This is a genomic window from Actinoplanes aureus, assembly GCF_015704865.1.
Classification (GTDB): domain Bacteria; phylum Actinomycetota; class Actinomycetes; order Mycobacteriales; family Micromonosporaceae; genus Actinoplanes; species Actinoplanes aureus.
This window is the reverse complement of sequence record NZ_JADQTO010000012.1, coordinates 247,262-266,201: the sequence shown is the minus strand read 5'-3', so window position 1 is coordinate 266,201 and position 18,940 is coordinate 247,262. Positions and strand designations below refer to the sequence as shown.

Annotated in this window: 15 protein-coding genes and 2 riboswitches; of the genes, 6 read left to right on the top strand and 9 right to left on the bottom strand. The window is 72.5% G+C overall.

Features of this window, described 5'->3' with window-relative positions:
* Positions 1-312: 312 nt before the first annotated feature.
* The 6 genes from I4J89_RS25740 to I4J89_RS25715 all read right to left on the bottom strand — a co-directional run bounded on the left by I4J89_RS25740 (position 313) and on the right by I4J89_RS25715 (position 7,613).
* Positions 313-921 carry an MBL fold metallo-hydrolase gene (locus I4J89_RS25740; protein WP_196416626.1) on the bottom strand — a complete coding sequence of 203 codons (609 nt, stop codon included), beginning with the start codon at positions 919-921 and terminating at the stop codon, positions 313-315.
* A complete protein-coding gene (locus I4J89_RS25735; RefSeq protein ID WP_196416625.1) occupies positions 918-2,024 on the bottom strand; it encodes an S-(hydroxymethyl)mycothiol dehydrogenase in 1,107 nt (368 codons plus the stop codon). Before I4J89_RS25735 ends, I4J89_RS25740 begins: the two co-directional genes overlap by 4 nt.
* Before the next feature lie 89 nt (positions 2,025-2,113).
* A complete protein-coding gene (locus I4J89_RS25730; RefSeq protein ID WP_196416624.1) occupies positions 2,114-2,731 on the bottom strand; it encodes a hypothetical protein in 618 nt (205 codons plus the stop codon).
* Positions 2,732-2,778: 47 nt separating this feature from the next.
* Positions 2,779-4,230, bottom strand: coding sequence for an FAD-binding oxidoreductase (locus I4J89_RS25725; protein WP_196416623.1), 1,452 nt, complete (start codon positions 4,228-4,230; stop codon positions 2,779-2,781).
* A 40-nt stretch (positions 4,231-4,270) separates the two neighbouring features.
* Positions 4,271-5,566, bottom strand: coding sequence for an L-serine ammonia-lyase (locus I4J89_RS25720; RefSeq protein WP_196416622.1), 1,296 nt, complete (start codon positions 5,564-5,566; stop codon positions 4,271-4,273).
* A 34-nt stretch (positions 5,567-5,600) separates the two neighbouring features.
* A riboswitch (glycine riboswitch) is annotated at positions 5,601-5,685 on the bottom strand.
* Between the two features lie 4 nt (positions 5,686-5,689).
* Positions 5,690-5,780: riboswitch (glycine riboswitch) on the bottom strand.
* 54 nt (positions 5,781-5,834) lie between these two features.
* Positions 5,835-7,613, bottom strand: coding sequence for an AMP-dependent synthetase/ligase (locus I4J89_RS25715; protein ID WP_196416621.1), 1,779 nt, complete (start codon positions 7,611-7,613; stop codon positions 5,835-5,837).
* 183 nt (positions 7,614-7,796) lie between these two features.
* Between I4J89_RS25715 and I4J89_RS25710 the strand changes: the two genes are divergently transcribed.
* From I4J89_RS25710 to I4J89_RS25690, 5 genes are all read left to right on the top strand, one after another.
* Entirely contained in the window at positions 7,797-8,195 is a 399-nt protein-coding gene (locus I4J89_RS25710; RefSeq protein WP_196416620.1) for an ATP-binding protein, read from the top strand.
* Positions 8,192-8,509: an STAS domain-containing protein gene (locus I4J89_RS50935; RefSeq protein ID WP_196416619.1), complete on the top strand. Its 318-nt coding sequence runs from the start codon at positions 8,192-8,194 to the stop codon at positions 8,507-8,509. Before I4J89_RS25710 ends, I4J89_RS50935 begins: the two co-directional genes overlap by 4 nt.
* On the top strand, positions 8,506-10,515 hold the full coding sequence (locus I4J89_RS25700) for a SpoIIE family protein phosphatase (protein WP_196416618.1): 2,010 nt from the start codon (positions 8,506-8,508) through the stop codon (positions 10,513-10,515). Before I4J89_RS50935 ends, I4J89_RS25700 begins: the two co-directional genes overlap by 4 nt.
* Positions 10,516-10,622: 107 nt before the next feature.
* Positions 10,623-11,801, top strand: coding sequence for an FIST signal transduction protein (locus I4J89_RS25695; protein WP_196416617.1), 1,179 nt, complete (start codon positions 10,623-10,625; stop codon positions 11,799-11,801).
* Positions 11,801-13,147: a GGDEF domain-containing protein gene (locus I4J89_RS25690; RefSeq protein ID WP_196416616.1), complete on the top strand. Its 1,347-nt coding sequence runs from the start codon at positions 11,801-11,803 to the stop codon at positions 13,145-13,147. The genes I4J89_RS25695 and I4J89_RS25690 overlap by 1 nt, the downstream gene beginning before the upstream one ends.
* 3 nt (positions 13,148-13,150) lie before the next feature.
* Here the strand turns inward: I4J89_RS25690 and I4J89_RS25685 are convergent, their stop codons facing one another.
* On the bottom strand, positions 13,151-13,645 hold the full coding sequence (locus I4J89_RS25685) for a hypothetical protein (protein WP_196416615.1): 495 nt from the start codon (positions 13,643-13,645) through the stop codon (positions 13,151-13,153).
* A 75-nt stretch (positions 13,646-13,720) separates the two neighbouring features.
* Here I4J89_RS25685 and I4J89_RS25680 point away from each other — a divergent pair, with 75 nt between their 5' ends.
* Positions 13,721-14,152: a cupin domain-containing protein gene (locus I4J89_RS25680; protein ID WP_196416614.1), complete on the top strand. Its 432-nt coding sequence runs from the start codon at positions 13,721-13,723 to the stop codon at positions 14,150-14,152.
* 6 nt (positions 14,153-14,158) lie between these two features.
* On the opposite strand, the gene I4J89_RS25675 is transcribed toward I4J89_RS25680, so the two are convergent.
* Positions 14,159-15,115, bottom strand: a complete 957-nt coding sequence (locus I4J89_RS25675; RefSeq protein ID WP_196416613.1) for a LuxR C-terminal-related transcriptional regulator — start codon at positions 15,113-15,115, stop codon at positions 14,159-14,161.
* Positions 15,116-15,247: 132 nt separating this feature from the next.
* Positions 15,248-18,904 carry a S8 family peptidase gene (locus I4J89_RS25670; RefSeq protein WP_196416612.1) on the bottom strand — a complete coding sequence of 1,219 codons (3,657 nt, stop codon included), beginning with the start codon at positions 18,902-18,904 and terminating at the stop codon, positions 15,248-15,250.
* Positions 18,905-18,940: the final 36 nt, after the last annotated feature.

Below are 18,940 nucleotides of genomic sequence, written 5' to 3'. Positions count from 1 at the left end.
TCATCGGTACGGGTGACCGGCGTCTTTGCCGAAGCCGACCCGTGCCCGTCCTCCCCGGCGCGAGCCGGGCTGTCCGTTCCGGCCCTACCGCGGCCGCCGGGAAACACCAGTCCGTCGCGCTGCGAGCAGGACCGGCCGCGATGGCTCGCCACGCGACCCGGCCGCGGTGCCGTCGTGGGGCGCTCCACCACGATCCGCGAAACCGGCCGCCACCCGGCCAGTCCCGGCTACCGAACGTCACGTCAGCCGTGCGGCCAACCCGGGTGACGACCCCTGAAGAAGCGGACAGCCACCCTGACCCCGGAGTGATGTCTAACGGTCCCGCTCGGCGGCGATCGTCGTGTCCGGTCCGTGGCCCGTATGCACCACGGTCTGCTCCGGCAGGGCGAACAGCTTCTCCCGGATCGACGCGACGATCAGATCGGCATCCGAGTACGACCGCCCGGTCGCCCCCGGCCCGCCCTGGAACAGCGTGTCGCCGGTGAACACCTGTCCGAGCTCGGCCGCGTACAGGCAGACCGCGCCGGGTGCGTGACCGGGCGTGTGCAGCACCGTCAGCGTCGTGCCGCCGGCCTTGATCTGGTCCCCGTCGGCCAGGTCCTTGTCCCACGCCGTACCGGTGCCGTGGGTCAGCTCCCACAGCGGCCGGTCCGCCGGGTGCAGCAGGATCGGCGCGCCGGTACGCGTCCGCAGCTCCGGCGCCACCCGTACGTGATCGTCGTGCGCGTGCGTGCAGACGATCGCCGTGACCCGCCGGTCACCGACCACCTTGAGGATCGCGTCCACACTGTGCGGCGCGTCGATCACCACGCACTCGGTGTCGTCGCCGACCACCCAGATGTTGTTGTCCACGTCGAACGTCGAACCGTCCAGGCTGAAGGTCCCGGCGACCACCCCGTGACCGACCCGCGCCGCGCTCACAGGATCACCACCGAACGCAGCACCGGCTCGGCGTGCCCGTGCATCTTCGCGAACGCGGCCTCCACGTCCTCGATGCCGATCTCCTCGGTGACGAACGCGTCCAGGTCGAGCCGCCCCTGCCGGTACAGGTCGACGAGCATCGGGAAGTCGCGGCTCGGCAGGCAGTCGCCGTACCAGCTGGACTTCAGCGCGCCGCCGCGGCCGAACACGTCGATCAGCGGCAGGTCCGGCACCTTCATGTCCGGCGTCGGCACACCCACCAGCACCAGCACCCCGGCCAGGTCCCGGGCGTAGAAGGCCTGCTTCCACGTCTCCGGCCGGCCGACCGCCTCGATCACCACATCCGCGCCGTCGGCGCCGTCATAAACCGAGGCGGCGATCCGCTTGATCTCCGCCACCGGGTCGGTCTTCGACGAGTCGACCAGGTGGGTGGCGCCCAGCTTGCGGGCCGCCTCCAGCTTGCGGGCGTCGATGTCCACCGCGATGATCGGGCTCGCGCCCGCCAGCGCCGAGCCGGCCACCGCGGCCACACCCACGCCACCGCAGCCGATCACCGCGACCGACTTGCCGCGGGCCACTCCACCGGTGTTGATCGCCGCACCGATGCCGGCCATCACCCCGCAGCCCAGCAGGCCCACCGCGGCCGCACGCGCCGACGGGTCCACCTTGGTGCACTGTCCGGCCGCGACCAGGGTCTTCTCCGCGAACGCCCCGATGCCCAGCGCCGGCGACAACTCGGTGCCGTCCTTCAGGGTCATCTTCTGCTTCGCGTTGTGCGTGGCGAAGCAGTAGTGCAGGTCGCCGCGCTTGCAGGCCCGGCACTGCCCGCACACCGCACGCCAGTTCAGCACCACGAAGTCACCCGGCGCCACATCGGTGACGCCCGCGCCGACGGCCTCCACCACACCCGCCGCCTCGTGCCCCAGCAGGAACGGGAAGTCGTCGTTGATGCCACCCTCCCGGTAGTGCAGGTCGGTGTGGCACACCCCGCACGACTGGATCTTCACCACGGCCTCACCCGGCCCGGGATCCGGCACGTTGATCGTCACCAGCTCGACCGGTGCGCCTTTCGCCCGCGCGATGACGGCCTTCACCTGCTGCATCTTCGTGCTCCCTCCGGGCGATCAAAAAGCCTCAGGACATTCTTCCGTACGGCGAGCCGACAGTCCCCGCTGTTCCCCGCGATCATCAACTACACCGGGCCGCAGCGCGACCGCCGGGAAACATCCTGTGCCAGACCGGCGACGACCGCGTCGAACAGCGTCGTGTCGTACCGGTCCGCCCGCTCCGCCGGGGGATCGTCCGCCCGCAACTCCCACCGCACCCGGCCCGGATCCGCTCGCTCGACCGCCTGATACCACTCCCGCAACGGCTCGGCCAGCCGTACGTGCAGCTCGAAGTTGCGTCGCCGGCGAGCCGGATCGCCCGTGCGGCGGCGCCACAACTCCTCCGTCGCCGGGATCGACACCAGCATGAGATCCGCGAACCCGAGCCGACCCGCCGCGACCGCCTCCCGGTTGACCTCGACCTCACGCTGCCAGACCGCCGGTTCCACCAGGCCCAGCCGAGCCAGCGACCACGTGTAATGCAGCTTCATCGGGTCGTCGTCGCACACCGCCAGCCCGGTATCGGCCTCCCGCAGCAGCGCCTCCCGCCAGCGCCCGCAGTTCACCTCGCACCAGAACTCCGGCGCGGCGTCCGCCGGCTCCGCCCCGGTCGGCGCGTACTCCTGAACCACGTGGTCCGTGAAATGCTCGCGGCACCAGGTCGTCTTGCCGGCCGCGCTCGGCCCGCTCACCACGACGATCACGCCGCCGACCGTATCGGCTCGGGCCCGCCGCGGCGACGCACGGTTCGTCAGCCGTAGGTGTCGAACAGGGCGTTGCGGAAGACCAGCCGGGGATCCAGCCGGACCTTGGCCGCCATCGCCGCGTCCCAGCCCGGGTACGCGCGGCGCAGCTGGCCGCCGGTGGCGTGCAGCCGGTACGGCAGGTAGAACGTGCCGCCGACCTCGGCAGCCGCGTCGATCAGTGACCGGGTCAGTTTCCGCATGCGCTCGTCCGCCGGCCCGGTGCGCTCCTGCCGGAAGTTCATGACCAGCCCGAACACGTCCTCGCGGGCGTACGCGAGCGCGGTGCGGGTGTCCCGGCGGACGTCGCGCACGGTGACGTTGAGCAGCTCGACGCCGCTGGGCTCGATGACACGCCGGGCGTTCTGGACGAACTCCCACAGCCGCCGCTGCGGGATGAAGTACTCGTGGAGGATGTCGCAGGTCTCCGCCGAGTGGTCGGCGTAGACCGCCGCGGGCTGGTTCTGGATGGTGTTGCGGCTCAGCGGGCGCGCCAGCCAGGGTGCGGCCTCCCGTTCGAGTCCCCAGCGCAGCGCCTTGCCGGGGCCACTGCCGGCGGAGTTGCGGAAGACGGCACGCTGCAGTTCCGGTGCGGCCGGCTCGGTCAGCGGGAGCACCGTGCCGGCGGTGCCGGGTTCGGGTTCGAACCGGACCAGGATCGCCTCTTCCAGGAAGCTGCGCGGATCGACCGAGAGCCGCCCGTACGCCATCTCGGTGGTCGTGCCCGGCGCGTACACCTCGGCGGCGAACGTGGCGGCATATTCGCTGGCCGGCATCGACTGGAAGTGCGGCGTGTAGATCGCGTTCGGCCACACCTCGAGGTCGGCGTCGAGGATCACGCCGAACAGGCCGTAGCCGCCCAGCACCGATCCGAACAGCTCCGGGTTCTCGCTCGGCGAGCAGGTCCGCACGTCGCCGGTGGCGGTGAGCAGGCGCAGTCGGCGCACCGTGCCGGCGATCGGCGGGTGCGCGGCGTGCCAGCCGTGGCAGTTGACGCTGAGCGAGCCGCCGACGGAGAAATCGTGATTCGACTGCATGACCTTCGGCGAGAGCCCGGCGGCGTTCAGCACCGGGATGAGGTCGCGCCACGTCGTGCCGGCGCCGACGCGGACCACCCGGGCCGCACGGTCCAGCGTGATCTGGTTCATCGGCCGGGTGTCGAGCACCCAGCCTCCCGCGAGCATGCTCTGCCCGCCCATCGAGTGCCGTACGCCGGCGACCGCCAGCGCCGGGTCGTCGCCGGCGGCGATACGGCGCAGCAGCGGCGCCACGGTCCGGGCGGTGTCGTCGGCCGACGGCGAGGCGAACAGCACGCCGCGGACCGCCGTCGGGTTGAGCCGGCTCGCGTCGTCGAGGAGCGCGCCCGGTGCCGCGGCCGGCGGGATCTCGCCCCGCTCGGCCCACCGGGTGACGGCGAGAGTTCCCGCGCTGCCCAGTGCGAAGGCGCTCGCGGCGGTCAACCCGTGGGTCAGAACCTGTCGCCGGGTCGGGCGAACCCGGTCAGCATTCGATGACGTTGACGGCGAGTCCACCGCGGGCCGTCTCCTTGTACTTGATCTTCATGTCGGCCCCGGTCTCCTTCATGGTCTTGATGACCTTGTCGAGGGAGACGTGATGCCGGCCGTCGCCACGCAGCGCCATCCGGGCGGCGGTCACCGCCTTCACCGCGGCCATCCCGTTGCGCTCGATGCACGGGATCTGCACCAGACCACCCACCGGGTCGCAGGTCAGCCCCAGGTTGTGCTCCATCCCGATCTCGGCCGCGTTCTCCACCTGCTCCGGCGTGCCGCCCAGCACCTCGGCCAGCCCGGCCGCCGCCATCGCGCACGCCGAACCGACCTCGCCCTGACACCCGACCTCGGCACCGGAGATCGACGCGTTCTCCTTGAACAGCAGGCCGATCGCACCGGCGGTGAGCAGGAACCGGACCACGCCCTCCTCGGAGGCGCCCGGCACGAACTCCAGGTAGTAGCGCAGCACGGCCGGAATGATCCCGGCGGCGCCGTTGGTGGGCGCGGTGACCACCCGGCCGCCAGCCGCGTTCTGCTCGTTGACCGCCATCGCGTACGCCGTGAGCCACTCCATCGCCAGCAGCTCGGGGGTCCCAGCCGCCCGGAGCTGACGGGCGGTCGCCGCGGCCCGCCGGCGCACCTTCAGCCCGCCCGGCAGGATCCCCTCGGCGTCCAGCCCCAGGTCGACGCACTCGCGCATGACCGCCCAGATGCCCAGCAGACCACGGCGCGTCTCGTCGGCCGGACGCCACACCGTCTCGTTGGCCAGCATCAGCCGGGAGATCGACAGGCCGGTGGCCCGGGTCAGCGACAGCAGCTCGCCGCCCGTCGAGAACGGGTAGAGCAGGGGCGTGTCGTCCGCGCGTACCCCGCCGGTTGTCTCATCGACCACGAAGCCGCCGCCGACCGAGAAATAGGTCTTGCGCAGCAGTTCGGCGCCGTCGGCGCCGAAAGCGGTGAAGGTCATCCCGTTGGGATGCCCGGGCAGTGACCGCCGTCGGTGCAGCACGAGGTCCACCTCGAAGCCGAGGCCGTCGGTGGACGGTACGAGAGTGGTGTCGACCGTCTCCGGCTCCTCCCCGGCCAGGCCGAGCAGCACCGCCCGAGGGGTGCCGTGGCCGTGGCCGGTGGCACCGAGCGATCCGAACAGCTCGGCCCGCACGGTCGTCACCGGCAGACCGGTGAGCTGGAGTGTGAAGAGGCGGGCGGCGCGCATCGGCCCGACGGTGTGTGAGCTCGACGGGCCGATGCCGATCGAGAACAGGTCGAAGACGGACACGGCCATGCGGAGGCTCCCTGGTAGCGGTGGGCCTCCCTCGCTCTGTCATGGGGCCTGAGAGCTTCACCGCCTGCGGCGGCTTGCACCTTGGGCGCGCACCGGCGGACCGGCACGGCTTTCCAGAGTCGCCTGACCGCAGCGGTACTTGGGCCTGAGAGATTCTGAGGGAGAAGTTGCTCCTTCGGCGCCCCGGTGAAGGGGACTCTCCCGCAGCGGTTGAGCGGCGAAATATTCGGTTGTCGCTGGTGAAGCTATCCAGGCCAGGGTAGCGCCGTCAACCGGTGTAAAGCTCGTCGAGCAGGTGAGAATTGCGTTGCTCGACAAGGCGCCGGCGCAGCTTCAGAGACGGGGTGAGGTCACCGTTCTCGACGCTCAGGTTGCGTTCCAGGATGGTGAACCGTTTGACCGTCTCCCAGCGGCCGAGGGCGGCGTTGAGCTGAGCCACGTACGCGTCGACGGCGGCACGCAGCTGCGGTGAGCGCACCAGGTCGGCGTGGGTGTCGCCGGTGACGCCGTTCTCGGTGGCCCAGGTGCGCACGGCGACCGGGTCGAGGTCGATGAGCGCGGTGACGTAGTTGCGGCCCTCGCCGTAGACCACCATCTGGGCGGAGAGCGGGCAGATCGCCGCGAACCGGGTCTCGATCGCCTGCGGGGCGACGTACTTGCCGCCGGACGTCTTGAACAGGTCCTTCTTCCGGTCGGTGATCTTCAGGGAGCCGCGGGCGGTGATCTCGCCGATGTCGCCGGTGTGCAGCCACTCGTCGGCCGCGCCGAACCCGTGGTAGCCGTCCATCAGGCCCGGGCCCTTGATCAGGATCTCGCCGTCCTCGGCGATCCGGACCTCGGTGCCGGGCAGCGGGAGGCCGACGGTGCCGTACTCCAGGTGGTCGAACCGGTTGACGAAGGCCCCGGCGGAGGTCTCGGTCAGCCCGTACCCCTCCAGGATGGGCAGTCCGAGGGCGTCGAAGAACTCGCAGATGTCGGCGGACAGCGCGGCGGAGCCGGAGAGGAAGAAGCGCATCCGCCCGCCGAACCGGGCGCGTACCTTGCTCAGGACCAGCTTGTCGGCGATCCGGTGCTGGACGGCCAGCCCGGCCGGAACCTTCTCCCCGGCCCGGCGGGTGCGGGCGGCCCGCCGGCCGACGCCGACGGCCCAGTCGAACAGGCGGGCCTTCACCCCGCCGTCCTTGTGCGCGGCGGCGAGCACGCCGGCGTGCACCTTCTCGAAGACCCGCGGTACGGCGGGCATCACGGTCGGCTTGACCACCGGCAGGTTCTCGATGATCCGGGTCACGTCACCGTCGACCGCGGTCGCGTGGCCGATCGCGATCTGGGCGGCACCCAGAGCCTTGCCGAACACGTGCGCGAGCGGCAGCCACAGATAGCCGAGGTCGTCCGGGCCGACCAGGTCGACCGCCTGCGTCGCGGTGGCCTGGTAGATCCAGCAGCGGTGCGGCAGCCGTACGCCCTTGGGCCGCCCGGTCGTGCCGGACGTGTAGATGAGCGTGGCGAGGTGGTCCGAGGTGACCGCGACCGTCGCCTTGGTGACCGTTTCCGGGGGCAGTGCCCGTCCCCGCTCGCGCAGGTCGGCCAGGGTGAGGGCCCGCGAATCGGTGCCGTCCATCAGGATGACGTGCTCGACCGCCGAGCCGGTGACCTTGTCCAGTTGCTCGGCGCTCTCCACCACGGCGAAGCGGCTGCCCGAGTCGGCGAGGATGTGCGTCACGTCCTCGATCGACGAGGTCGGGTAGATCGTGGTGGTCGCACCGCCGGCACACATGACGCCGAGGTCGACGTGGATCCACTCGATCCGGGTGCCCGACATGATCGCGACCCGGTCCTCCGGCTGGAGGCCGAGGGTGAGCAGCCCGGCGGCGATCTCCTGAGCCACCTGCCCGGCCTCCGCCCAGGTCTGCGACTGCCAGCCGCCGTCCGGCCCCCGCCACCGGTACGCCTCCGCGTCGGGAGTCCGGGCGATCCGGTCGGCAAGCAACGCGCCCACGGATGGCGGGGCGGACTGTTGCGCTTGCTCCCAGGCGGCTTGCTCGTTCATCCGGGCCTCCGTCATAGTGATGGCCGTCACAGCGCCGCCGACAGGGTACGACAACGTACTGATGAGTAGCCACCCCCAGTTCCCGCCCTCACCGCACACGCGAGTGTGTACCTGAATCTATGCAGGCCGGCCATGGAGTACCTTCATGAAGTCCGCGAACCAGCGGCAGGCAGGCAGGATTCCATGAGCCAGCGAAGTGTCCGGATAGACGTTCCCGCCGGTCTGAACGCGCCGGGTGAAGCGCGTCATCAGGTCACGACGTCGCTACACGCCTGGGGCTTCACCGAGCCTCGATGGCTGGACGCCGTCGCCGTCGTGGTCAGTGAGCTCGTCACCAACGCCGTCCAGCACGGCGGTGCCGGGTCGGTACCGATCACGATGATGACCCGCGGCAGCACGGTGTTGCTGTCGGTCGCCGACGACTCCGCCGAACTGCCCCGCCGGCGCCCGCCCGACGACCGGGGCGGCCGGGGCCTGATGCTCATCGACGCCCTCTCCGTCCGCTGGTACGTACAGGACGACGGCCGCGGCAAGTGTGTGCACGTCGAACTCCAGCCCTATCCCGGAGAGGTCGCCTCGTGAGGATCACCCGGCAGCACGACGGGCAGACCGTGCGGGTGGCGCTGGCCGGCGAACTGGATCTGGCCAGCAGCGGCGGCGTACGCGAGCACCTGGAAGAGGTGGTCCGCGAGATACGCCCCCGGCACCTGCTCGTCGACATGGACGAGGTCAGCTTCTGCGACTCCACCGGCCTGGAGGCGCTGATCTGCGTCCGGGCGGTGGCCACCGAGCAGGGCATCGACTACCGGCTGGTCAACGTGCACGGCGTCGCTCTCGTCACGCTCCAGATCACCGGTGTGCTACCCCTGCTGGTGCCGGAGCACGACGCCGGATGACCCGGGCCGGGCCGCGTGATCGCCCGACCTGGCTGGTCGTCGTACTGGTCGCGATCGCGTACACGGTCGGTGCTCAGCTGGCCTTCGTCGTCTTCGACGCCACCTCCATCGTGGTGCTGTTCCTGCCCTCCGGCGTCACCCTGTCCGCGCTGCTGCTCTGCCCGGCCCGGCAGTGGCCCTGGATCCTGCTCACGGTCGCCGTCGCCGAGGTCACCGTGGACGTCTCGCACGGCCTGCACCTCGCGTCGGCGCTGGGCTTCGCGCTCGCCAACACGGCCGAACCGCTGGTGGGTGCGGTGTTGCTGCGCCGGTTCGTACCCGGCCGGCTGGATCTGACCCAGCGCCGGCACCTGCTCGCGTTCCTGGGCTGCTGCGTCGTGGCCGGTCCCCTGGTCGGTGCCCTGGTCGGCGGCACCACCATCGCCATCGGTCAGGACCGGGCCTGGGTGGAGGCCTTCCTGCCGTTCTGGGCCGGCGACGCGACCGGCGCGCTGACCGTCGCCGGCACCGTGCTCGCCTGGCGGCACCGGCCGCCGCCGGGCGCCGCACCGGCCGCCCGGTGGGCCCTGGCCGTGCTGCTCACCGTCGCGGTGACCGCCGTCAGCTTCTGGCCGCAGCACCTGCCGCTGTTCTACCTGCCGATCCCGCTGCTGTTCTGGTTCGGCTTCCAGCAGCGGCTGGCGATCACCATGACGGCCGGCCTGGCCATGACCGTCACCGCGAACATCATGACCAGCGTCGGGTACGGGCCGTGGGCCGCCCTCCAGGGACCGATCGCCTTCAAGACCGCCACCCTGCAGCTGTTCCTGGCCGTCGCCGTGGTCGGCGCGTGCCTGCTGACCGTCGGGGTGGCCGAACGCGACAGCGCCCGCTCGGACACGTACGCCGAACGCGCCGCCCGGCAGCGGGTCGCCGCGGTTCAGTCGCTGACCGCCCAGCTGGCCCGGGCACCCACGTCCGCGGCGATCGCCGCGGCGGTGGCCGAGGGCCGGCTGCTCGGCGAGCTGTGCGTCGTGGCGCTCGCCGACCCCGAGGACGGGCTGGTCCACACCGCCGAGCACCGGGCGCTGGCGCGGGCCGCACGAACCGGGCGCCCGGCCCTCGACGGCGACCCGGCGAACGGCCGGATCGAACTGGGCGTACCCGTCACCGACCACGACGGGCCGGTGCTCGGCGCGCTCGGCTTCGAGTTCGCCGCCGGCAGTGTGGTCGACGACGACACCATCGCCTTCGCGCAGACCCTGGCCGATCTCACCGCGCAGGCCCTGCGCCGGGCCCGGCTGTACGAGCGGGAGGTCAGCGCGGCCCGCCAGCTCCAGCAGGCGCTGCTGCCGGCGTACGCCACCGGCTTGCCCAGCGTCCAGGTCGACGCCGGCTACCGGCCCGCCGACCTCACCCACGACGTCGGCGGCGACTGGTACGACGTCTTCCACCTGCCCGGCGACCGGATCGGCTTCGCCGTCGGTGACGTCGTCGGCCACGACCTGGCCGCGGCGGCCGCGATGGCCCGCCTCCAGGCCATCCTGCGGGTCCTCGCCCAGTCGGCGCCCGGCCCGGCCGAGGTGCTCGCCGGGCTGGACGAGGCCAGCGCTCTCATCCACGGCGCCCGGATGTGCACCGTCGGCTACGCCGACTACCAGCCCCGGACCAGGCAGCTGCGCTACGCCTGTGCCGGGCATCCGCCACCACTGCTGGTCACCGCCGGGCACGGCGAGTACCTGTGGGACGGCCGGTCCATGCCGGTCGCGGTGGAACCCAACTCCCGGCGCGACGCCGAACTGGTGGTCCCGGCCGACTCGCACCTCATCTGGTACACCGACGGCCTGGTGGAACGCCGGTACGAATCGATGTACGCGGGCCTGGACCGCCTGGCCGCGACCGCCGGCGCGGTGGTCCGCGAGGGCGCCGGCGATCCGTGCCGCACGCTGCTCGACCGGATGGCACACACCGGGCCGGCCACCGACGACCGGGTCGTGCTGTGGATCAGCTTCAATCCGGATCGCTGAGGTACGCGCGGCGCCCTCCCACCCGTTCCCCTCATGTCCGCCCGGCCGGCGCCGATGCACAGGGCCGTACGGCTCGCGCCCCCGCGGGCCCGGGGAGGGAGCGCGCATTGAACGGGCCCGAGGAGCGTTGGTTCGGTGTCGGACGCAGCCTGCTGGCGGATCCCGCCGAGGCCGGGGCGCAGGCCTGCCGTGCCGCGCTCGGCGGCCGCCAGGCCACCCTGCTGATCGTCTTCGCCTCGCTGTCGCACGCGACCCCGGAGATGGCGGCCGCGGTGCACGCCGCCGCCGGCGGGGACGTGCTGATGATCGGCTGCTCCACCTCGGGTGAGTTCACCACCGACGGGCGCGGATCCGGTGTCGTCGTCAACGCACTCGGCGGGCCGGGCTTCTCCGCCTCGGTACGCGCCGTACCGCACCGCAGCATGGACCTGTACGACGCCGGCGTGACCGCCGCGTCCAGCCTCGACGACGTCGACGCCGAGCACCGGGTCGTACTCCTGCTCGGTGACGGGCGCAGCGGTGACCAGCAGGAGATGGTGCGTGGCGCGTACTCGGTGGCCGGGGCCCAGGTGCCGCTGGTCGGCGGATGTGCCGGCGACGACGTCACGCAGACCGGCACGTGGCATTTCTTCAGCTCCGGCCGCGACGTGAAGGTGCTGTCGAACGCGGTGCTCGGCGCCACGCTGGGCTCGTCGTCGCCGTTCGGCATCGGCATCGCGCACGGCTGGCACAAGACCGGCGACCCGATGGTCGTCACCCGCAGCGAGGGCGGCAAGATCTACGAGCTGGACGGTGAGCCGGCCCTCGACGTCTATCTGCGCAGTACCGGCGGCACCCCGGAGCTGACCGCCGACCCGGCCGCCTTCCTGAACTTCGCCACCGTGCGCCCGCTGGGCCTGGCCCGCCGCACCGGCGAGGACATCCGGATCATATTCGCGGCCGACCCGGCCGAGCGGTCGATCTCCGGACTGGCCGACACCCCCGAGGGCGCAATGGTCTGGCTCATGGCGGCCGACTCGGAGGCGATCGTCGACGCCGCCGCGCACGCCGCGGTCGCCGCCACCGAGGCGATCGCCGAGGTCGCCCCGATCGGAGTGCTCGTCTTCGACTGCTGCGTACGCCCGATGGCCCTCGGCGACGACCAGACCGAGCTCGCCGCCGAACGGCTGCGCGACGCCATGAAGCCCGTCCCGTACGGCGGCTTCTACTCCAACGGGGAGATCGCCCGGAAGCCGGACGCGAAGGGCATGCACCACTTGACCGTGGTCGCCCTCGCGGTGAGCTGATGGCCGGCTGGTCGACACTTCAGCTCACCGAGTTCTTCAGCGCCATCACCCGGGCCGGTGACGTGACCAGCGCCGCCCGGATCGCCGTGCAACGGGCGGCCGAGTGCACCGACGCGGAGGTGGCGGCCGTCGTCCGTGGCGACGCCGTCACCTCGTCGGTGGGTCTGGGCCGCGACCCGGACCCCGAGGTCTTCACCGGCCTCGCCGCCGGTACGGACGCCGTGCGCCTCCCCGGCCTCGGCCCGGCCCACGTCACCGTGCACCTGCTGGACCGGGACAGCGACGAACGGTTGATCGTCGCGCGTACCGACGCGGCGTTCGCCGCCGAGGAACGGCAGATGCTGCAGGGCATGGCACGGGTCCTCGGGCTGGCGCTGCGCGGCCTGCGCACCCTGGAGAACGAGCGGCACCTCGCCGAGACCCGCCTGGTCCTGCTGCACGCCCTCGAACGCCGGGAACGGCTCCTGGAGACCCTGCTGCGCGTGCAGCGGTCGGCGAACCAGGGCACCCCGATCAAGGAGGTCCTCGACTCGATCACCGAGGGCGCGGCGGCGCTGCTCGGCGACGTGACCGTGGCGCTGGTGCTGCGCGACGTACGAGACCCGGCCGACCTGACCGTCGCCTCGGCCAACCGCAGTCCCGGCCGGTCACCGGAAACGCTCGTCACCGACCCGGATCTGCTCTCCGCACCGGTCCGCATCGGTGACGCGGTGGCCGGCGCCCTCGTCCTCGCCGGCCACGACGGTGACATCGGCGATCAGGAGCGGCGAGACGTGCTGGCCGCCTTCGCCGAGCAGGCCAGCCTCGCCCTCACCGGGGCGCACAACGTCGCCGCCGTGCACGAGGCGCAACACGACCCGCTGACCCGGCTGCCGAACCGCACCCTGTTCCGGCAACGCCTGGAGCGGGCCCTGGCCGGCGACGCCCCAGCCGCCGTGCTCTACCTGGACCTCGACCTGTTCAAGCAGGTCAACGACACGCTGGGCCACGCCGCCGGCGACGAATTGCTGCGTGCGGTGGCGGACCGGCTGCGCGCCGCCGTACGCGACACCGACATGGCCGCCCGCTTCGGCGGCGACGAGTTCGCGGTGCTGCTGGAGCCGCTGACCAGTGACCGGCAGGCCCACGACATCGCCCAGCGGGTGATCGACTCGATCGCGCAGCCGGTCAGCATCGCGGGGCGCACCGTGCACACCAGGGCCAGTGTCGGCATCGCACACCGGCGTCCCGGCCGCGACGCGGACGGCCTGGTCGAGGACGCCGACCTGGCCATGTACCGGGCCAAGCGAACCCGGCCCGGAACCTGGCAGCAGTACGACGCGCCGACCCTGGCCCCGGCGGGCTGACGCTCAGCCCGCCCGCAGGGCCGCGGCGAACCAGGCGAACAGCGGCGCCGCCGGCGGGTAGGCCGGCTGACCGTTGAGCACCATCAGCAACGCCCAATACCGCTCGTACCGGGCGTCCGAGTATTTCTCCACCTGCCCGGCGAGCTCGGTCCAGCGTGACCGCGGCAGGTCACCGGCGATCGTCGCGGCGATCTTCCGGCCCTCCGCCGAGGCCGGATCCACGCCGGCCCGCACCGCGGCCCGCACCCGTTCCAGCACCGGCCCGTGCGTGATCTCGCCCGGCGGCTCCCCCTCGATCGTGCGCAGGCACTGCCGCAACGCCGGGTCGGCCGCCAGCTCGCCCAGCTCCATCCACGCGTCCACCTGGTCGGCGGTCGGCGCGGGCGGCAGCTCCGCGGGCAACCATGCCTTCAGCGCCGCGGCCCGCTCCGGGTCATCGGGGTGGACCGCGGTCACCATCTCCGCAACGAACGCATCGATCACGCGCTGCCGTTCCATCGCCCCAGTCTTCCGCAACCGGCCGCCCGGCGAATCTGCCGAAAGTCGTATGCCGGCGCTATACCATCGACGACCATGACGGAACGGCCGCCGCTGGCGGAGCAGCTCGACATGGCACCGCATCCCGAGGGTGGCTGGTTCCGGGAGACGTGGCGGTCGCCGGTCTCCTTCGAGCCCAGTGGTTATGACGGGCCGCGCAGCGCGGCCACCGCGATCTACTTCCTGCTGCATCCCGGTGAGGTCTCCGCCTGGCACGTGGTCCGCTCCGACGAGCTCTGGTTCTGGCACTCCGGCGGCCCGCTCGAGCTTCGCCTGGGCGGGTCCGGCGAGACACCGGGCGAGGGCCGGATCGCGCTGCTCGGCCCGGATCTGGCGGCCGGGCAGCGCCCGCAGGTGCTGGTGCCGGCCGGCGTGTGGCAGACCGCCGTCCCGGCCGGCGACGAGCCGGTGCTGGTCAGCTGCGTGGTCGCGCCCGGCTTCGACTACGCCGACTTCCGCCTGCTCTGACGACAGTCACGCCCACTGCTTGCGGGCGGCCACCCAGCCCAGCTGGACGCGGGTGTCCACGCCGGCCTTGCCCATCAGCTGGCGGATCCGCCGGTGCAGGGTGCGCGCGGACAGGCCGAGCTGCCCGGCGATCGCCTGGTCGGTCAGCCCGGCCAGCAGCAGGGTGAGCACCTCCCGGTCCAGGTCGTCGAGGTCGCCCGGCTGAGTCTCGACGAGACCGGCCGGGCCGGCGCCGGCCCGCAGCGGGTAGGCACGCTTCCACTCGGCCTCGAAGAACGAGATCAGCACCGACAGCAGGCCGCTGCGGTGGATCAGGACGGACGCCGCCGAGTCGTCGCCGTGCAGCGGGAGCAAAGCGGTCTCACTGTCCACGATCATCATCTTGACCGGCACCGTGTCGGCAATCCGGATCTGCTGGCCGGCGGCGAGGCTCGCGCGTACGTCGGCGGCCATCTCCGGACCGGAGAGCGCGCGCCGGTCGAGCAGCGCGCGATATCGCACGCCGCGGCGCAGTGCCGCGCGTTCCGCCGTGTTCTGGCGATGTGGGACAACCCGCAGATCCGGTACGACCATCGACCGCACCTCCTCCCGCGCGGCCTCCTGGATCTGGAAGAACCGGCGGCGTACGGCGTGCACATCCGTGATGATCTCGATGACGTCGGCCGGCTGCCCCGCCGTGCGGTACTCCTCGGCGAGCGCGACGACCGCGAGTTCCGCCTCGCGCAGGTCGGCCTGGCGTCGGCGCAGCAGCGCCCCGAGCGAGACGGTCGGCGGCGCCGGCACGTAGTCGGAGTCGCCGCCGGTGGCCAGTCCCCGTTCGACCAGGGCGGCCATCACCGCGCCCACCTCGATGACCGACCGGCCGGTGGCTTCGGCGAGGTCCTCGACCCGGGCCGAGCGGCGGCTGATCAGCTGCCGGTAGACGTCCTCCTCGGCGGCGTCGAGACCGATCGGTTCCAGCATGGACGCCTCCCCCGAGCGCGACGATAACGCCGGCCGGGGGCCCGGCCGCCTCATCCCTGAGTGACGAAAACCGATGTCGGAGGGGACGGCCCCGGAGGGGGGTTCTCCAGGGCCGCCCGCCCGCTCCCGCGTCTACGGCCGGAGTCCGTAGGCGCGGGTGATCTCCTGGCGGATCGTGTTGCCGGCCGTGTCCCGGGCGGTCGCCGACAGCGAGACGTACCCGCTGCGGGGGGCCGTGAAGGTGGCGAGCCACCCGGAACCGGATGGGGTCACCGGCACGGTCCGCCAGGAGCCGCCGTCGTCGTACGAAACGGCGAGCTCGATGGTGTTGATCTTTCCGGCGCCGACGGCGCCGGGCAGGTGCGAGGGGGTGAGCCGCAGCTGCTGGCGGCCGCCCCGGGCGTCACCGGCCAGGTCGGTCTCGATGCCGTAGTCCATCTGGAGCACCGGCATCAGTTCGGCGTCACCGGGCCGGGAGACCACCTCCCAGACGGTGTGGGTGGCCGGCGAGAGCCGGTAGCCGTCCCGGCTGGCATGCAGGTCCAGCGTGTAGACGGTGACGCCGGGCGGGCCCTGATCGAGGGTCGCCGACGCCCACTGCGACTCCTTGACGAGCTTGCCGTTCTCGGAGACCGCGAGGTGCAGCTTGTCGCCGGTCTGCATGTATCCGGCGTGCCCGGTCCCGCTGTCCGCCCACGGCTGCACGTTGAACTCGACGTACGTCTCGTGCCGGGTGGACGACCAGAACGAGCTGTTGTTGCGCGGCCGCACCACCGGCCCGAAGAACCGCACGGTGCTCCGGCTGCCGGGCCGGTAGCCGCGGGTCTCACCGACCGACACGAGCTCGGTGTTCAGCCCGCCGACCGCGGCCTCGGCCCATGCCGTGCCCGGCTGCGCCGACAGGTAGTCGACCCGGGTGGACGGGAACCGGACGGCCAGGTCGCTGCCGAGCGAATAGGTCCGATAGGGCCGGTAGTCCCGCCGGAACTCGCCGCCCTCGCGCTCGGTGTCGCCGTGGAAGACCATGTCGACCCGGGCCAGGTCCTTCGGCCGGTAGGCCAGCGACGCGGGGATCCGGCCCGGATGCGGGTCCACCAGGTCGTAGGCGAACGGCGAGTTGATCGAGCCGGTCAGGGTCACCGCCGACGCGCCGGACAGGGCCTTCCCGGTCGCGGCGGTCACACCGAGAACCGGGATCGGCACCCGGGTGCCGTCCTCCGCGCCGACCCATTCGTGCAGCTTGCCGGGACCGTCGTTGACCACGATCAGCAGCGCGGCGCCGGCATCAGCCGCGGCTCGCGCCCGCTGGCTTCCGGAAACATCCGGGGTACGGGTGACGACCACCGCCTTGCCCCGGACGTCCCCGCCGGTGTAGCCGTGTACCAGGTCGAGCCGCGCCCTGCCGTCGTAGAGGGCGGATCCCGGCTGGCCGAGGAAGTCGACCGGCCGGCCACCGGCGGTGACGGTCAGCAGCGGCCGGGTCTTGCGCCACCGGGTCTCGAACTCGAACTCGCCACGGGTCACCTTCGCGGTGGGCAGCGCGTACAGGGTGTCGGTCCAGGGCGGCAGCTGGTACTGGTCGGCGTAGACGCCGCCGGCGCCGTCACTGCGGTACCAGTTCAGGAAGAGCGCCCGGTCCTCGGTCGTCCCGGGCACCGCGGCGGTCGCCTCGGCCGCCTTGCGGGCGTCCAGCACCACCGACCGGTCCCGGTCCAGGACGATCTCCGGGTCGCCGAGCAGGGCGGTACCGACCGAGTCCGGCCCGTGCGAGCCCGCGACCTGGAGGTAGGTGACCACGCTGTAGACGCCGGGACGCAGCCGCATCTCGATCGGCCCGGACGTGCCGTACGGGATCACGTACGGGTCCACCTCACCGAACCGCTGCATGATCAGGTAGCCCTCGGCGTTCGCGCCGGCCCGGTCCCGGATCGTGACGGTCAGGTCGTGCCGCTCGTCCTCGGCGTACAGGCCGAGCTGGGTACGCGCCCGCACCACCCCGCCCGAGCTGGCGGTCACCTCGCCGAGGTAGCGCCGCCCGTCCTGAGCCGCCTTCGGATGCGCGGTCGCGGTGACCGACGCGGTCCCGTGCGCCGGCACCACGACCCGATCCGCGGAGAGGGTGAACATGTCCGGTGCCGGGGTCCCCGCGCCGGCCCGCGGATCCGTGTCGTACGGCCCGCCGGCGATCTCGCCGCGCACGGTCAGATCCAGCGTCACCGCCTGGTCGCCGGTGTTGGTCCAGGTCAGGGTCCGGTCCACGGCGGCCGGGTCGGGATGCGGCCAGCCGGTGAACCCGAAGTACGCCGACCCGGTCCCGGTCAGTGTCGAACCGGCGGCCGCCCGTACGTCCACCCGTCCCGCACCGACCTGGTACGCGTCACTCCCGGCGATCGCGGCGGCCGAGCTCATCAGCGCGTTCTTGAGTTCGGCGGCCCGCCACTGCGGGTGCTTCTGAGCCAGGATCGCCGCCGCTCCCGCGACGTGCGGGGTGGCCATCGACGTGCCGCTCATCGACTGGTACCAGCCGTCCCCGGCGGTGCCGCCGGCCTTCGCGGCGAGCACGTCCACGCCGGGCGCGACGAGGTCCGGCTTGAGCCCGTAGTCGCCGAACCGCGGCCCGACGCTGGAGAACGAGGCGGGCCGGTCCTCGGCGTCGACGGCGGCCACGGTCAGGGCGGCGTCCGCGGCGCCCGGGGCGCTGATCGCCCCCTCCGCCCCGTTGTTGCCGGAGGCGATCACGAACAGCGCGCCGGTCTGCTCGGTCAGCCGGTTGACCGCGGTGCTCATCGGGTCCGTGCCGTCGCTCGGCTCGTTGCCGCCGAGGCTCATGCTGATCACCCGGGCGCCCTGGGCGGCGGCCCACTCCATCCCGGCGATCACCCAGGAGTCGGCGCCGGAGCCGGAGTCGGCGAGCACCTTGCCGACGAGCAGGTTCGCCTTCGGCGCGACACCGCGCTCGGTGCCGCCGGACGCCTCGCCGCTGCCGCCGACGGTGGAGGCGACGTGCGTGCCGTGGCCGTTCCGGTCGTCGACGCTCTCGCCGGGCACGAAGCTCACCGCGGCGCCGAGCCGGCCGGCCAGATCGGGGTGGTCGGTGTCGGCACCGGTGTCCAGCACCGCGACCGGCACGCCGGCGCCGTCCAGCCCGGCGGCCCAGGCGGCGGGCGCACCGATCTGCCCGGTGCTCTGGGCGAGGTCGGCGTGCACCTTGCCGTCGAGCCAGACGGTGGCGATGCCGCCGGGCCGTTCGGTGATCGCCTGCCAGGTGCGCCGGGCCTGCCGTTTCGTGGCCCGTACCGCGCTGCCGCGGACGCTGGCCAGCGAACGCACCTTGGACGTCCCCGCCGGTGCGGGTCCGCGCGCGGCGGTCGGGTCGGTGTAGCTCACGATCAGCGGAAGGCCGTCGGTGTGCCGGTCGTCGTAGCCGTCCCGGATCAGCTCGGTCACGTTGAACAGCCGCCGGTCGACGCGGTCGCCGGCCAGGTACGGCAGTGCCTCGTCCGGGATCACGTAGAGGTCCTCGCCGATGGTCTGCGCGTGCACCCCGCCGAGGGCGCCGTCCGGGCGCTGCACGTCGGTGGCGTACCGCCCGCCGCCGAGATCGGTGACCCGCACCCGGTGACCGGTGATCAGGGTGACCGTGTGAGCGGACGCGGCGGGCCGGACGGAGGCCGGTGCGGCGACCGCGGCGGCGGCCGGCGCGGGGAGCAGCGGCAGCGCGGTGAGGACGGCGACGGCCGCGGCGAAGGTGTGCCGGGCACGCCGCCGGACCGAGATCATCGGGGGCATGCCGAGAGTCCTACCTGGACCTCGGCGGTCTTGAAA